The sequence below is a fragment of the Pseudomonas sp. HD6422 genome, assembly GCF_025377065.1.
Taxonomy (GTDB): domain Bacteria; phylum Pseudomonadota; class Gammaproteobacteria; order Pseudomonadales; family Pseudomonadaceae; genus Aquipseudomonas; species Aquipseudomonas putida_U.
In genome coordinates, this window is record NZ_JAHWIW010000030.1 from 19,148 (window position 1) to 34,489 (window position 15,342).

General features: G+C 64.7%; 7 protein-coding genes. 5 read left to right on the top strand and 2 right to left on the bottom strand.

Annotation, left to right across the window (positions count from 1 at the left end; translation table 11 throughout):
- Positions 1 to 51: 51 nt before the first annotated feature.
- The 3 genes from KY379_RS20535 (at position 52) to pgm (ending at position 5,706) form a co-directional block, all read left to right on the top strand.
- Positions 52 to 1,701 (top strand): VRR-NUC domain-containing protein, encoded by a 1,650-nt coding sequence (locus tag KY379_RS20535; RefSeq protein WP_196172518.1) that lies wholly within the window; start codon positions 52 to 54, stop codon positions 1,699 to 1,701.
- Positions 1,698 to 3,959 carry an ATP-dependent DNA helicase gene (locus KY379_RS20540; protein ID WP_261241272.1) on the top strand — a complete coding sequence of 754 codons (2,262 nt, stop codon included), beginning with the start codon at positions 1,698 to 1,700 and terminating at the stop codon, positions 3,957 to 3,959. The genes KY379_RS20535 and KY379_RS20540 overlap by 4 nt, the downstream gene beginning before the upstream one ends.
- 109 nt (positions 3,960 to 4,068) lie before the next feature.
- The gene (gene pgm, locus KY379_RS20545; protein WP_133329246.1) at positions 4,069 to 5,706 is read left to right on the top strand and encodes a phosphoglucomutase (alpha-D-glucose-1,6-bisphosphate-dependent); all 1,638 of its coding nucleotides are present in this window, start codon (positions 4,069 to 4,071) and stop codon (positions 5,704 to 5,706) included.
- A gap of 146 nt (positions 5,707 to 5,852) precedes the next feature.
- Here the strand turns inward: pgm and KY379_RS20550 are convergent, their stop codons facing one another.
- Positions 5,853 to 6,551, bottom strand: a complete 699-nt coding sequence (locus KY379_RS20550) for a pirin family protein (RefSeq protein WP_133329248.1) — start codon at positions 6,549 to 6,551, stop codon at positions 5,853 to 5,855.
- A 184-nt stretch (positions 6,552 to 6,735) separates the two neighbouring features.
- Between KY379_RS20550 and KY379_RS20555 the strand changes: the two genes are divergently transcribed.
- Entirely contained in the window at positions 6,736 to 9,240 is a 2,505-nt protein-coding gene (locus KY379_RS20555) for a UvrD-helicase domain-containing protein (protein ID WP_261241267.1), read from the top strand.
- A 5-nt stretch (positions 9,241 to 9,245) separates the two neighbouring features.
- Here KY379_RS20555 and KY379_RS20560 read toward each other — a convergent pair whose 3' ends face one another.
- Complete coding sequence (locus KY379_RS20560) at positions 9,246 to 14,165, bottom strand: NEL-type E3 ubiquitin ligase domain-containing protein (protein ID WP_261241265.1); 4,920 nt, start codon at positions 14,163 to 14,165, stop codon at positions 9,246 to 9,248.
- A gap of 199 nt (positions 14,166 to 14,364) precedes the next feature.
- On the opposite strand from KY379_RS20560, the gene KY379_RS20565 reads away from it, so the two are divergent.
- Positions 14,365 to 15,291: an alpha/beta fold hydrolase gene (locus tag KY379_RS20565; protein WP_133329254.1), complete on the top strand. Its 927-nt coding sequence runs from the start codon at positions 14,365 to 14,367 to the stop codon at positions 15,289 to 15,291.
- Positions 15,292 to 15,342: the final 51 nt, after the last annotated feature.

A 15,342-nucleotide genomic window follows, 5' to 3' on the forward strand; every position in this document is an offset into this window, starting at 1 on the left:
TCTGGGTCTGTATGTATAACCAGTGCCAAACTTGGCAAACTGACTTCGCCCGTGATCGCCCATTCCGTCGATGACCCATTGTATTACCTGCACAATTTTCGTCAGGTGCTGACATGGGTCGAACAGCGCTATGCCGACCTGCTCGATGAGCAAGAGCTGGCGTTCCTGCACCACTTCGCTCAGCTCGATCAACCCGCGCAGGCGTTGATGGTGCGCATGGTCATGCGCAAGGGAGAGCTGTTTCGTCTCGACCGTCTGGCCTATGCCGAGATCGGCGCCACCGAACAGGCGTTGCAACCGTTGCTGGCGCTGGGGTGGGTGGCCGAGCCGCAGCAGCTCAGTCTGGCCGAGCTGTTCGGCCTGCTGCGCAAGGACGAATTGGTCAGCGGCTTCGCCGACCGGTTGCCTCGTCCTCGTGCCAGCAAACGCGAGCTGCTGGCCCAGCTGCAAGCCCTGGCGCTGGAAGCCCGGCCGCTGGAAGCCTGGTTCGCGACACCGCCTGTGACCATCGTGCAATGGCGTCAGCAAGGCCTGTGCGATCGCATGCGCCTGCTGTTCTTCGGCAATCTGTACCAAGACTGGTCGGACTTCGTGCTCGCCGATCTGGGCCTGCTGCGCTATGAGCAAGTGACGTTCAGTGCCGATTCCCGGGCCTTGCGCCGGCGTGACGAAGTCGATTTGGCCATGGCTCTGCACCAGTGTGCCGAGCGGCTCGAGCACGGTGAGGCTCCCCAGCAGATTCTCGCTACCTTGCAGGGCCTGCGCAGTGACAACCCTTGGTTGGCCCGGCGTCATGCACGCTTGCTGTTCGCCCTCGGTCAGCAGTGCGAGCGTCTCGGCGAATGGGACCAGGCGCTGGCGGTGTATGCCGACTGCAGCCATGCCCAGGCGCGTATCCGTCAGGTCCGGGTGCTCGAGCGCAGCGAGCGCTGGGCGCAGGCTCACGCCCTGGCCCGGCACCTGGCCGCCGCGCCAGCCAACGCTCTGGAAGTCCAGGCGCTGGAGCGTATGCTGCCACGCCTGGCGCGCAAGCTTGGCGGGCCACCGCAACGCCGTCATCGGCAGGCACCGTTGGATTTGATCGAACTCGAGCTGCCACGGGAGAAGGCTGCGCTGGGCGTGGAGGAAGCGGTGCGCCAGCATCTGGCCGAGGCGGGTGGTCAGGCGCACTACGTGGAGAACACACTGTTCAACAGCCTGTTCGGCCTGCTGTGCTGGGAGGCGATCTTCGCCCCGGTGCCGGGTGCGTTCTTCCACCCGTTCCAGGCTGCCCCCCAGGACCTTCACGACAGTGACTTCCAACTGCGCCGTGCTGCCTTGTTCGAAGCCTGCTTCGCGCGCCTGGACGATGGCAGCTATCGCCAGGCCATGCGCGATTGCTATGCAGCCAAGCACGGCCTGCAGTCGCCGTTCGTGTTCTGGTCCATGCTCAGCGAAGCCCTGCTCGAACAGGCATTGACCTGTCTGCCGGCCGCACAGCTGAAGCAATGCTTCCTGCGCCTGTTGCAGGACATCCGCAACAACCGCGCCGGCATGCCCGACCTGATCCAGTTCTGGCCCGATCAGGGCACCTACCGCATGGTCGAGGTCAAGGGGCCGGGTGATCGTCTGCAGGACAACCAGTTGCGCTGGCTTGAGTTCTGCCGCGAGCAGGGTCTGGCGGTCGCCGTCTGCCACGTGCGCTGGAGCGAGGCGGCATGAGCTATCGAGTGGCGGTGCGCGCGTTGTGTGAGTTCAGTGCCAAGGTCGGCGATCTTGACCTGCGCTTCACGCCGTCGCCCACTGCCCAGGAAGGCATGGAGGGGCACCGCCGGGTGGTGGCCAAACGAAACGCGCACTACCAGTCGGAAATCACCCTGGAAGGCGAGCACCAAGGCCTGCACGTCCGGGGAAGAGCCGATGGTTATGATCCGGTGGCCAATCGCCTGGAGGAGATCAAGACCTACCGCGGCGATCTGGCCCGTCAGCCGCACAACCACCGGCAGTTGCATTGGGCCCAGGCCAAGGTCTATGCCTGGCTGATGTGCCAGGCGCGGGGCTTGTCGCGCATCGAGGTGGCGCTGGTGTATCTGGATGTCGACAGCGATGCCCAGACCCTGATCAGCGAACCCTACGAGGCAGCCGAACTGGAGCGCTTCTTCCTCGTTCAGTGCCAACGCTTTCTCGGCTGGGCGCAGGCCCAGGAACAGCGTCTGGCTGCACGCAACCTCGCCTTGCAGGCCTTGGGCTTCCCCTATGCGCAATTTCGTCAGGGCCAGCGGCAACTGGCTGAGACCCTGTACAAGGCGGTGAGTACCGGTCGGTGTCTGATGGCACAGGCCAGCACCGGTATCGGCAAGACCTTGGGCACCTTGTTTCCATTGCTCAAGGCCATGGTTCCCCAGCAGCTGGACAAGGTGTATTTCCTGACCGCCAAGACGCCGGGCCGGGCCTTGGCCCTGGATGCCCTGCGCCAGATCACCGATGTCACGCCACAACCGGCGTTGCGCACGCTAGAGCTGATCGCCCGGGACAAGGCGTGCGAATACCCTGACAAAGCCTGCCATGGCGAGTCCTGCCCACTGGCCCAGGGCTTCTACGACCGCCTGCCGTCTGCACGCGAGGCGGCCATGCACCTGCCCATGCTCGATCGCGCCAGCCTGCGCGAGGTGGCCTTGGCGCATCAGGTCTGTCCGTATTACCTGGGCCAGGAGATGGCCCGTTGGGTCGACGTGCTGGTGGCCGACTACAACTATTATTTCGACGCCCACGCCTTTCTGTTTGGCCTGTCCCAGAGCAACCAGTGGCGGGTGGCGGTGCTGGTGGACGAGGCGCATAACCTGGTCGAGCGCGGCCGTGGCATGTACAGCGCAAGCCTCGATCAGGGCCAACTGCTTGCCTTGCGCCAGAGCAAGCCCCCGGGCTTGGTCAGCGCCCTGGACCGCTTGAACCGGCAGTGGAACGCCCTGTACAAGGAGCAACGCGCCCCGTACCAGGCCAGCGAGCAGTTGCCCGAGGTGTTCCTGCGGGCTCTGCAGCAGTGCATTGGCCTGATCCAGGCGAAACTGAACGAAACCCCTGCCGAGGTGGATGGGCAAGTGCTGCAGTTTTTCTATCAGGCACTGCAGTTCAGCCGGGTGGCGGAATGTTTCGACGAGCATTTTCTGTTCGATATCAGCCAGCGGGAGGGCGCTCGCAAACGGCGCCTGGCCACCTTGTGCCTGCGCAACGTCAATCCGGCGCGTCTGTTGGCTCCTCGCATGCAGGCCGCGCGCAGCGTGACACTGTTCTCAGCGACTCTCAGCCCGCGACGCTTCTACGCCGACTTGCTGGGCATGCCCGCCGACACCGCCTGGCTCGAGGTGGCCGCGCCGTTTCGGAGCGAGCAACTGGAGGTGCGCATTGCCAGCCAGGTCTCGACCCGGTATCACCAGCGCCAGGCGTCGCTGGCGCCGATCGTCGAATTGATCGCCACCCAGTATCAGCGCCGCCCGGGTAACTACCTGGCGTTCTTCAGCAGTTTCGAATACCTGCAACAGGTGGCCACGCTGTTGGCCGAGCGCCATCCCAGCATGCCGATCTGGACCCAGGCGCCCGGCATGGACGAGGCGGCGCGCCAGGCGTTTCTCGATCGTTTCGTGGAAGGAGGGCAGGGCGTCGGGTTCGCTGTACTCGGCGGAGCGTTCGGCGAAGGCGTGGACCTGCCTGGCACGCGCCTGATCGGCGCCTTCGTGGCCACCTTGGGACTGCCCCAGGTAAACCCTGTCAACGAGCAGTTCAAGCAGCGGCTGGGGCGGCAGTTCGGCGCGGGGTTCGACTACGCTTACCTGTACCCTGGCGTACGCAAGGTGATCCAGGCTGCAGGCCGCGTCATCCGCGGGGATCTGGACCATGGCGTACTGGTACTGATCGATCAACGTTTCGCCGAGGCGCGGGTGCAACAGATGTTTCCGAGCTGGTGGCAGATCGCGGCGCAATAGACCGGGCGGGGCATTGGCAAAATGCCATGGGCGCCCCATCGCACGCCGCTGAAACTCCCAGTACACTGCGCGTTCCAACACCCACATCCGTTGAACTCGAGGTTCTTGCATGACGCTCAGTCCTTTGGCAGGCAAGCCGGCACCGGCCAGCGTGCTGGTCGATATTCCCCGCCTGCTCACCGCTTACTACACCGGCCGCCCAGATGCCGCCGTGGCGGCCCAGCGCGTGGCCTTCGGCACCTCGGGGCACCGAGGCACCTCGCTGGAGCTGAGCTTCAACGAACATCACGTGCTGGCCATCACCCAGGCCATTTGTCTGTACCGCCGGGAGAAGGGCATCGATGGCCCGATCTTCATCGGCGCCGATACCCACGCCCTGTCGGCGCCGGCTGCCGCCAGCGCGCTGGAAGTGCTGGCTGCCAATGGTGTGCGGGTGATGCTCTCCAAGGACGATGAGTACACGCCGACCCCCGCGGTGTCCCACGCCATTCTCTGCTACAACCGCGGGCGTGATCAGGGCCTGGCCGACGGCATCGTCATCACGCCCTCGCACAACCCGCCGCAAAGCGGTGGTTTCAAGTACAACCCGCCCAATGGCGGCCCGGCCGACAGTGACGTGACCAAGTGGATCGAGGCCAAGGCCAACGAGCTGCTGGCCGCCAACCTCGAGGGGGTCAAGCGCATGGACCATGCCCAGGCGTTGCTGGCTCCCACCACCGAGCGTCACGACTACGTCAGCCACTATGTCGAGGACCTGCAGCATGTCATCGACTTCGACGTGATCCGTTCGGCCAATCTGCGCTTGGGCGTCGACCCGCTGGGCGGTGCTGGTGTGCGCTACTGGTCGGCGATCGCCGAGCGCTATGGGCTTGACCTGGAAGTGGTGAACACCGAGGTCGATCCAACGTTCCGCTTCATGACCGTCGACTGGGATGGGCAGATCCGCATGGACCCTTCCTCGCCGCATGCCATGCAAGGTCTGATCGGCCTGCGCGAGCGCTTCGACGTGGCCTTCGCCTGCGACCCGGACCATGACCGTCACGGCATCGTCACCGCCGAAGGCCTGCTGCAACCGAACAATTACCTGGCCGTGGCCATCGACTACCTGTTCCGTCACCGTCCGCAATGGCGCAGTGACGCGGCAGTGGGCAAGACTGTGGTATCCAGTGGCCTGATCGATCGCGTGACCGCGCGTTTGGGGCGTGAACTCTACGAAGTGCCGGTAGGCTTCAAGTTCTTCGCCCAGGGGCTGTTCGAGGGCACGTTGGGCTTTGGCGGAGAGGAAAGTGCAGGTGCATCGTTCCTGCGTCTGGACGGCTCGGTATGGGCCACCGACAAGGACGGCCTGATTCCGGCGCTGTTGGCTGCGGAGATGACCGCGCGCACCGGACGCAACCCGAGCCAGGCGTATGCCGATCTCACCGCGGCACTGGGCAAACCCTACGCCACCCGCGTCGAAGCCAAGGCCGATGCAAGACAGAAAGCGATGCTGAGCAAGCTGTCGCCCGAGCAGGTCAAGTCGACGGAGCTGGCCGGCGAGCCGATCGAGCAGATCCTCAGCCACGCCCCGGGCAACGGCCAGGCGATTGGCGGGTTGAAGGTGATGACCGCCAACGGCTGGTTCGCCGCACGGCCTTCGGGAACCGAGGACATCTACAAGATCTACGCCGAGAGCTTCATCGACGAGGCGCACTTGCAGCGCTTGGTCGAAGAGGCCCAGGTATTGGTGGACGCAGCGATCGCCTGAAGCAAGTCTCGCGCTAGTGGTTACTTGAGCGTTAGGAGCTTTAGGGGCTTGGGTTGGGTTTTAGGGGGTGGCGTAGATCGAGCGCCGCCCGCGATGCGCCGCGCGGGCGGCGCTGTTCGCGAGTTTAGCTGTCCTAGGCCAATCCATCAGGCCACGTCGACCAGCACGATCTCGCTATCTTCGACTGCGGTCACCCGCAATACCTCCTCTTGCTCGATCGCCACACCGTCGCGTGCCTTGGCCTGCAAGCCGTTAACCTCAACCAGCCCCTTGGCTGGCACCAGGTAACCGCGACGTCCAGCATCGAAACGGTATTCGGCGCTTTCGCCCGCACGCAGGGTCGCGGCCACCAAGCGCGCATCGGTACGGATCTGCAGGCTCTGGTCGTCACCGGCACGGCCACTGGCCAGCGTCACGAAACCTTCGCCACGCTCGCCTTTGGGAAATGGCCGGGTGCCCCAGCTCGGCGCTTCACCGACCCGCTCAGGCACGATCCAGATCTGGAAGATCCGCGTGTCGACCTGCTCCAGGTTGTACTCGCTGTGCACGATGCCGCTACCGGCGCTCATCACCTGCACATCCCCGGCCTCGGTCCGACCTTTGTTGCCAAGGCTGTCCTCGTGGGTGATCGCTCCTTCGCGCACATAGGTGATGATTTCCATGTCGCGGTGCGGGTGCGGCGGGAAACCGCTGCCGGCGGCGATCTGGTCATCGTTCCACACGCGCAGGTTGCCCCAGTGCATGCGGGCCGGGTCGTAATACTCGGCAAACGAGAAGTGATGGTGGGCATCGAGCCAGCCGTGATTGGCATGGCCCAGTTTTTCGAACGGTCGCAGTTGCAGCATGATCGTGCTCCTCAAGCAGTGAATGCCGATATGATGCGCCAAAGAAAGATCGAAAATAAGCGTAAATTTCGGCTATATATAATCGTATTTGTAGATAGATTATATTGTTCGCTTGCTTTCGGTTCGTCACCTAATGCACTGATATTCAAGCATTAGCTGGCGATTTTCTGCCGATGAGGCGAACATGCCCGCTGTCTTGCAATTCACCGGAGTGACCGTGGCGTCCGAGCATCCTCAGCCCCCCGCCGAACTGACCCCACCTGCACAATTACCTTGGTTGCGCCGCTTGGTGGCACGCCTGCTGGGCCGTGGGCTGACCCGCCTGCAGGCACAACACCGGGATTCGTGGTTCCTTGGCCATGTCATCGGCCAGCGCAGCGGCCATGCTGACGGCATGCGCGAAGGCCTGGAGCAGGGGCGGCTCGAAGGTTACGAAGCCGGACGCCAGGTCCTGGTGATCCGCGACTCGCGCCCGGAGACCGCCGCCGTACCAGGCTGTGATGACAACCTGTTCGACGACTGGCGCCTGCCGCTTTCTGCCGAATTGAAAAAGCGCTTCAAGGTCGACGTGGCCCAGCGCCTGCCAGCCGAAGCCCAGCCCAGCGCGGCGCAATGGAAGCTGATTTTCAGCGACACGCCGTCCAGCTGCGTGGTGGCGGGGGCCGGGGCAGGCAAGTCGACGTCGCTGGTGCTGCGCATCCTGCTGCTGCGTCATTATCTGGGCTACGAACTCGACGCCATGACCGTGGTGACCTTCACCCGCGAGTCACGCAAAGACTTCATCAAGCGCCTGATCCAGGTCTTCGCCCTCTGGCAGCTCGATCTGCAGCCGGCCCAGGCCCGCGAGCTGGTGCGGACTTTCCATTCCCGCATCCTGCCGCTGGTGCGCAGCCTGCCCGGCTTCGGCCAGGTCCGCGCGTTCGAGACCCTGGGCAACGAGCTGCCGGCCGGGCGCGAAGCGGAAGGCGAGAGCAACCCCTTCGATCTGCGTCTGAACGACGCCCAGCGCCAGCAGCTCAACCTCTGTTACCGAGACCTGTTGCAGGGTAATCCGCGGTTTGCCGAGATCATCGCCACCCTGCGCCGCGAAGCCCTGCAACTCAAACCTCTGGACCCGGATCACCCCGATGTGCAGAAACGCGTGCAGGTGATCCAGTTGGCGGCCCAGCGCGACGAAGAACTGTGCGACGTGATCGAGGACCTCTGGTTCGCTGCCGGCGCCTGGCCGATCAAGGGCATCGAGCCGTGCCGGGAAACCGTCGAGATCCGCGGCAGCCGGTTTCACGTCCATGGCCGTTTGGCTGGCACCGATGCCTGGGTGGTGTTGGGCTTCGACCCTGGCGAAAGCGCGCAGTACCAACGTCCCGGTGCCAAGTTGGCGGTACGTGCCGAGTGGGCGGTCAAGCGCACGCTGCTGCAGGCATTCTGCGACAAACCGCTGATCTGGCTCGACAACTACGCCATGGCCCGCCGCCTGGCGGCTTCCCTGGCCGGCGACGCGGTGGCCGGGCCGGGCTTCGAGTACAAGGTCAAGGGGGAGTTGGCCCCCGCGCCGTTGCTGGACGCTTTCGTCGGCGCGGCCAATTTCATCGAGAACCTGGGCCTGGACGTCAACAGCGCCGTTGCCGCCATGCGCTTTCCGAGCGGGGATAGCGATGCGCTGTTCTTCGAGGCCCTGGCGTTGTATTGGAAGGCACTGGAGGCGCACCTGCTGGATCTGTCGCCGCCGGTGATGAGCTACAACCGCATGTTCGCCCTGTTCGGCGAGAACAATCCGGAGAACCTGCGTCTGCTTCCCGACCCTCTGCTGCGGCCGCTGGCGCACTTGATGATCGATGAGTTCCAGGATGTCTCGCCGCAGATCGTCAGTTGGCTGCGCGCCTGCCTTGCCGAGATCCGCCGCCGTGGCCCGGCCATGCATACCGGTCGCAATGCCCAGCACAGCTCGCTGATGTGCGTCGGAGACGATTGGCAGTCGATCTACGGTTGGCGGGGCAGCTCGCCCAAGTACTTCATGGAGTTCAGCAAAGCCTTCCCATCGCCGGCCAATACCCGGGTGATGCTGGTCGACAACTATCGCTGCCAACAGCAGGTGATCGATGCCGCCGAACACCTGGTCAAGGGCACCCCGGCGATCGCCGGAAAAAAAGCCCGGGCCAGCGGGCCTGCCGCGCAATTGCCGGGCGCGCCGGTACGGGTGTTCGATCGTGATGAGGCGGCCTTGGGCGAGACACTGCTCGAACACTACCAGCGCGGCGAGTCGGTGATGATGCTGTACCGCAAGGGCAGTGACAAAGCCTTGATGAGCGACCACTTGCAGCAGGTGCTGCACGCCGAAGCGCTGCTGCCAGCCGAGCAGCGACGCCTGCGTCAGCTGACCTATCACAGCGCCAAAGGCCTGCAGGCCGATGCCGTGTTCATGCTCGGCGATTGCCAGTACCTGACCAGCTCGCCTTACAAGAACCAGGTCTACCGCTTGGCTGGGCTGGGGCGCGCCGGCGATGCCCAGCCGTTCGACACGGCACAGAAAGAGGAGGTGCAGCGCCTGGCCTACGTGGCAGTGACGCGCGCGGTCAGGCATTGCTACTGGCATGTGGAAGCGGCCAACGGCGAGGCGCAGGCAGCGCCACGCGCGTCGAGCCAAGTGGATGGCCGGCAGGCCTTCTTCGAGGACCTGCGCGGCCAGTAGGGCGCTCAGCCGTTGGGATCCTGCTCGGCGGTCAGGCGCAGGTACAGGGCATCGAGTGCCGCTTCCCGCGCGCCGGCGACGGCACGTGACGCCTGATCGTAGCGCTCGGAGTTGAGTGCAATGCGCCGCAATCGCCCTTGGTCGTCCAGCGGCGAAGCCGATAGAGCGGTCGTGAGCTCGCCCACGACGGCCGGCGCAAGCCCGGCAGGCGGCTCGCTGCTGGGGTCGGCGCAATGGTCGAGGTATTCCTGGGCGTCGCTCCATTCCCCCTTGACGGTTTCGAAGCTGTCTGCGAAGCGTTGCTCCAGGAAGCGCATCCAGCTGGGCTGACGGGCAATCCAGCGACGCCGAGCCCGTGCGCCTTCATCGATCAGGCGCACGGCTTCGCCGACGTTGTCTTCGACTTGCGCCGATATCTGGGCGGTTTGCCGATAAAGCATGTCCTGGCTGGGCTCCGGGAACTCCAGCTCCTGGGCCAGCGCCTGGCGAAGCGCCAGGCGGATCTCGATCTCGTCGACCATGCTCTGTTCCAGTTGCTCCAGGCTCAGATCATCCAGGTCATCCAGAGGCGGGAGGTCTGGCATGTTGGGTTGACGGTCGGTCTGCATTTCCAACCACGCCCGGTGCGCTGCCTGGCGAGCCGCACGAGCGGTGTAGATGCGGCTGGCGAGCACGTTGACCTGCTCGCGGCGAAAGAGCCGACGGTAAAAGTTGAACAAGTGCGGGCCGCGGATCTCACCGTCAGCGCTTTCATCGAAGGCGAGCAGTTCCACTTCCAGCGTGCTGAAACCGTCCGCTCCGGCATCGCCGCAGGTGGCCGGGAACTGCGCGGCGACTTCTTCGAGGCGGTTGCGCAGTTGGGTGTTTTCGCTGGCCCGGGTGAGCATCCGCCAGACTTGATCGCTCAAGGTTTCGGGATTGCCCCGCGCTTGCGCGGAACGGCCGAGGCGTTCGATCACTTCACGTAGCGAAGCGTTTTCGCCATTGTCGAACAGGTCGCGCCAAGTGCGTTGCTGAGCCGTGTCGGCGTGATCCAGCCAGTTCACTGCCTGGTCTGCGGGCAGGAACCCGTCCACCTCGTCGATTCTGGCGCCAGCGGCGCGCAAGCGTTGCGCAGCCCGAGGGCGCAGGCCATTGAAGCTCAGGTCCAGGCGCCACAGCAACGCCCTCTGCCCGGGGCCGAGGGTGCGAAAGTAAGGCGTGTCCAGCAGATGATCGAGGTTGGGAATGTCGGTGATCCGATTGTCGCCGAGGATCACGCTGCGCAACTGACTGTTGGGGTTGGCCATCAGCTCCATCAGGCTCGCTGGCCAGGACGTCAGGCCGCACTGGCTCATGTTCAGTGAGCGCAGCCGCAACAGCCTGGCCAGGTTCGGCACTTCGCCGATTTGCGGGTTGGCCGAGAGGTCAAGGGTTTGCAGCCTGGTCATCTGCCCAAAACGCTCGGCCTGCGCCGCGTCCAGGCTGATCTGGTTGTGGCGCAGGCGCAGATGTTCCAGCGGTAGGCGGTTGAGCAGGTCGATGTCATCTGTCGCCAGGTTCAGCGCATTGCTGCTCAGGTCGAGCTGGCGCAGTTCAGTCAGTTGTTGCAGCGCTCGACGGGCCTCGTCGGTGAGCATCGTCAGGCCGTTGGAGGGAAGCGCCAGTGCCCGCAGTCGAGGCGTGTTGCGCAGGGCCTGGAATACGGACGCTGAGTCGAGGCCTGGCCCTGCGAAGGCAATGCGCAGCGTCTGCAAGTACGGGAAACTCTGCAGGATCCCTGCAGGAAGGTGTTGCATCGGGCCGTACAGCGACAACGAAGCGACGTGGTCGAAGCGTGCAGGCAGCAGCGGCGGCAGCGACTGTACCCCTTCCAGGCTGAGCTCCAGTGCCGTGCCGCCGGCTGCTCGGTGTTGCCGGGAGATTGCCGGAGGATCGGCGCGCCAGGCTCGGTTCAACTGCTGGCGTACCCGGGCGTGTGCCCGTCGATACGGCGCCTCGGCGGCGTTCTCCCAAGCCTGCAAGGTTGCATCCAGGGCTTCCTGCTCGCGTTGCAGGGCTGTGATCTGCTGGCCGACATCGCCGCGTTCGCGCAGGCGCTGTAGCAACTCGCGTCGCTCACCTGCGGTCAGGCCAGGAAACAGCTCCTGCAAGCGCTCGTCGGGAATATTGCGAGTCAGGTTTCGCAAGCGCTCGAACAACCGCGGACGGCCACTCAGCGGGTAGCCGATCCGACCATCGCTCAGACGCATGGGTGATCTGAATCCCGGGCGTGGCACGCGCTGACCGAGCAGCGCGGCGCAATGCTCGCGGTCGGCCAGTGCCAGTTGCAGGATCCGCTCAGGCGTGGCACCAGGGTGTTCGGCCAGCAGGGATTGGTTCAGCATGCGGCTGTCGGCGTTGGCCAGCCCTGGGCGGAACAACCCGGCCAGCGCTCGATCCAGGCGCACCTGGCGTTGCAGCAAACGGGCCTCCTCGGCAAGGCGCAGCGGCACCCGGCCTGCCGCCAGGCGCGAGCGTTCGGCGACTGTGGCATGGGCTTCGAGTTCAAGCACTGCCTGGCCCGGCAAGCTCGGAAACTGCCGGGCGATGGGCACATGGGGGTCGTCCAGCTGCGGCTGTCGTTGTTGGTAGAGACTGGTGAACAGGCTGTGACGGCGGTTCTGCAGACGCAGGGCGAGGCGTTCGTCCAGGTCGCTGGCGGCCAGCGTTGCGGCATTGCCGCGCAGCGAGGCCCGTGCCGATTCGTCGAGCTGTGCCAGTACCGTCGCGCTGAGCTGGCCGCTTTCCAGATCGCCCTGGGTGAGGACTATTTCTACCCGGGGGCGTGGGCCTGGCGGCGAATAGTGGTTTGCCAGTCCCCAGGGCTCTGGACCAGCGAAGACCTTGAGCCCATGGTCTTGCGGCCAGCCGGGCAAGTGGGGTAGCTCAGCGACGGCATAGTGCTTGTAGGCCGCCAGGGGGCGACCGTGGCGCACGGCTTCGATGAGCGCATCGGTTTCACCATCGCAATCGAGGCGCGTCAGGCTATCGGCCAGCCGCGCGGGTGGAGGTTGCTGGTCGATGTGGGTATAGCGCAGGCTGTCCGCTGTGGTTTCGGTGCTGTGCATGGCGAAGGACAGGGCATCGTCGTCCAGGCCATCGGCCACCGGTCCGAAACGGCGCAGCAACTGCCCATCGCTCCAGTCCAGCGGGCTTTGCGCCGTCAAGCGCCAGGCGCCGTGGCCATTGCTGCATAGGCGCGGGGCGTAGCCGCCGCGCGGATGGCGCACGCGCAATTGGCCATTGGCGCCTTGCAGCGCCTCGAACACCTCACCTTCGATACGGATGAAGCGGCGTTCATCTTGCAGGTAAACGCCCCGCGAGTCGGGAACCGCGTGCTCGGCCAAGGGCGTGTCGCTGCGATAGCCTTCGAGCGACGCCGACCACAGCCGTTCCCGGCCCTCATCCACGACGCTGCGCAGAGCGTCGACGAAGCCTGCCCGCTGCAGTGTGACGCCGGCGCCAGCTACGGCAGCAACGCTCACCACATTGAGCAGAATCGACTCGACCTGGGCCAGGGCCTGGGCATTGTCGCCTTCTTCCCAGGCCTCGATACCGTGGAAAACACTGCCCATGATCTGCGCGGCACCCAGGGCCATCATCAGAGGGTTCAAGGCAGGCACGAACATCGCCGCAACGTTGAGTACGGTCAGGCCGGCCTCCAGCCAGTGGGTCAAGCTTGCCAAGCGCTGTTTGGCATCGACGTCGGCGGTCGGCACGGCAATCGCCCTGGCGTCGCCCTTGAGTCGTAGTACATGCAACGTATACAGCTGCGACCAAGGTTGCTCGGGCAGTTGGCTGATGTCGATCGTCAGGTGCACCTTGGGCCTAGGATTCTTGGCCTCGTCTGGTTTGGCGAACAGTTTTTTGCGTAAAGCGCGTTCCAGTACAGGCTGCAGCGTCAGAGGTGCCAGCGTGATGAGGCGCCGACGCCATGCGCTATCGGCCAGCGCTTGGCGCAGTACGCGGGTGGCATGCGCGCGCGAGGCGTACTCGTGTACGCTGCCGCCGGCTTCGCTGGGCAGATAGACGATGATCGGGCTCGACCCGCTGCCGGCGTCTGGGCCGATCAGCAGCAGTTCGTGCAGATCGACGGTTTCCAGGATCATCCGCCAACAGCGCACGGCCCGTGTACCGTAGCGCGGCGTCCTGACACCTGCACACAGCTGCTCGATGGCCGTCAGACCGGCGTCGCTGAGTCTGCCGCGCACATGAGCGATGCGCGCCTGGACGCGCAGTTCCGCTTGGTTGGCCTGGCGCCATAGGGTCGGTAGCGAGTCCTTGGCGTGGTCGAGCACGGTGACCAGATGGCGCTGATAGGACTGACCCAGGTCGAGTTGGCGACAATGTCTGATGAAACCGGCCAGCGTCAGACCTGGTATTGGCTGGAAGTCCGTGGCACTGCGTTGCAGACGATCCAGCGGTTGGACTTCAGTGTCAGCGGTGAAGTTGTGCAGTGCGGCTTCCAGCAGGGTGCGTGTCTGCGCTGCGCCCTTGGGTATCACGGGGGATCGTTCCCGAGGCGGGGTCTGGCCCAGTGGAGACGGACCTGTGGTGGGCTTTTTCAGCTCGAAGGGTTGATGGACGAAGCATGCTTCGGTCACCGACACCTCATCGCCCAGGCCTGCGCTTAGCAACGGCTCGCAGAATTCGACGATACCCTTGAGCGGCGCCAGCGCGGCATGCAAGGCCTGACGCCGCTGGTCGCGCAAGGTGATGACGTCGCGAATGGCCTGCTGAGCGACAGGACTGGCCTGGCTAAACCAGGCATAAGGTTGCCCCTGCTTGTCCAGGTATTCCTTGCGCAGGCGGCTCAGGATCGGCTGAACATGGTCAGGATGGAGCGTCTTGCTCCAGGCGGGGAGGGTGCGCACGATCTGTGCGTGGTGCAGCGGCGGGGTCATGGAGGCATTCCCATAGTCGAGGAATGCCCATCAGAACCCAACGCCTTTGGCCTTGAGCGGTATCGGGCTAGTGCCTTGCACCCGAGTCGGTCACGCACATGCGACGGTCGGCGAGGGGCCAGCGCGCGCGGGCGACCTGGGGCACTGTAGGGTGCCGGCCTGACGCGCGGGCGCCAGGCGCAAGCCAGGGAGAAAGCGTATGCATTCGCGGTTCGGTCCAAGGGACCATCTGCTGGACTTAAATGGCATCGAGGTGGCTGTACGCACCTGGGGCCCGGAAGACGGCATTCCGCTGTTGGCCTTGCACGGTTGGCTGGATAACGCTGCGTCGTTCGAGCGCTTGGCGCCGATGCTCGAGGGTTGTTTCGTGGTCGCCCCCGACCTCGTCGGGCATGGCCGTTCGGACCACCGTCGCCACGACAGCGGCTACTACCTGTGGGAGCATGCCGAAGACATGCTGGCGGTCACCGACAGTCTGGGGTTGGCGCAATTTCATGTGCTCGCCCATGGTATGGGCAGCGGTGTCGCATCGCTGCTGGCGGCCATGACCAGCGGGATCGCCAGTATGATTTTCCTCGACGGCATGGGCGCGCCGTTCACCGTGGCTGACGATGATCGCGTGCAGCATCTGGCGCGAGCCTACCGGCTCAAGCGCATGGTCCAGCGCAGCCAGGCCCAGGGCTTCAGCGAGCCCCACGGCAGCCGTTTCGACGACCTCGAAGCTGCCCTTGAACAACGGCGCAAGCGCTTGGATGGCGAACTGTCGGACGATGCGACGCGTTTGCTGGCTCTGCGCGATCTACTGCAACTGAGCGATGGCTACTGCTGGCGTCACGACCCACGTCTGGTGCTGCCTGAGCCCATGCCCCTGACCGAGCGCGAAGCCTGCGACCTGCTGCGCCAGATCCGCTGCCCGCTCTACTTGATGCTTGGCCGCCAGGGGGCATTCGCCGACAACGGTTTCGCCCAGCGCAAGGATGCCTTGCCGAGCCAGGCCAAGGTCTCCTGGCATCCTGGCGGGCATCACTTTCACCTCGAAGCGCCGGACCGTACGTTGGTCGATCAGCTCCTGCGCATCCTGGCTCGGCATGAAGGGAGCGGGTTGTTACGTCGGGTCAATGAATAGAACCCCAAGCCGAGCCGCAACGCCCACGTGTCACGCGTCCACTTGAGCCGT

Excerpts from the sequence above, each read along its gene's own strand:
- KY379_RS20540 (WP_261241272.1), top strand. The coding sequence starts at position 1,698 with ATGAGCTATCGAGTGGCGGTGCGCGCGTTGTGTGAGTTCAGTGCCAAG.
- pgm (WP_133329246.1), top strand. The coding sequence starts at position 4,069 with ATGACGCTCAGTCCTTTGGCAGGCAAGCCGGCACCGGCCAGCGTGCTG.
- KY379_RS20550 (WP_133329248.1), bottom strand. The coding sequence starts at position 6,551 with ATGCTGCAACTGCGACCGTTCGAAAAACTGGGCCATGCCAATCACGGC.
- KY379_RS20555 (WP_261241267.1), top strand. The coding sequence starts at position 6,736 with ATGCCCGCTGTCTTGCAATTCACCGGAGTGACCGTGGCGTCCGAGCAT.
- KY379_RS20560 (WP_261241265.1), bottom strand. The coding sequence starts at position 14,165 with ATGACCCCGCCGCTGCACCACGCACAGATCGTGCGCACCCTCCCCGCC.
- KY379_RS20565 (WP_133329254.1), top strand. The coding sequence starts at position 14,365 with ATGCATTCGCGGTTCGGTCCAAGGGACCATCTGCTGGACTTAAATGGC.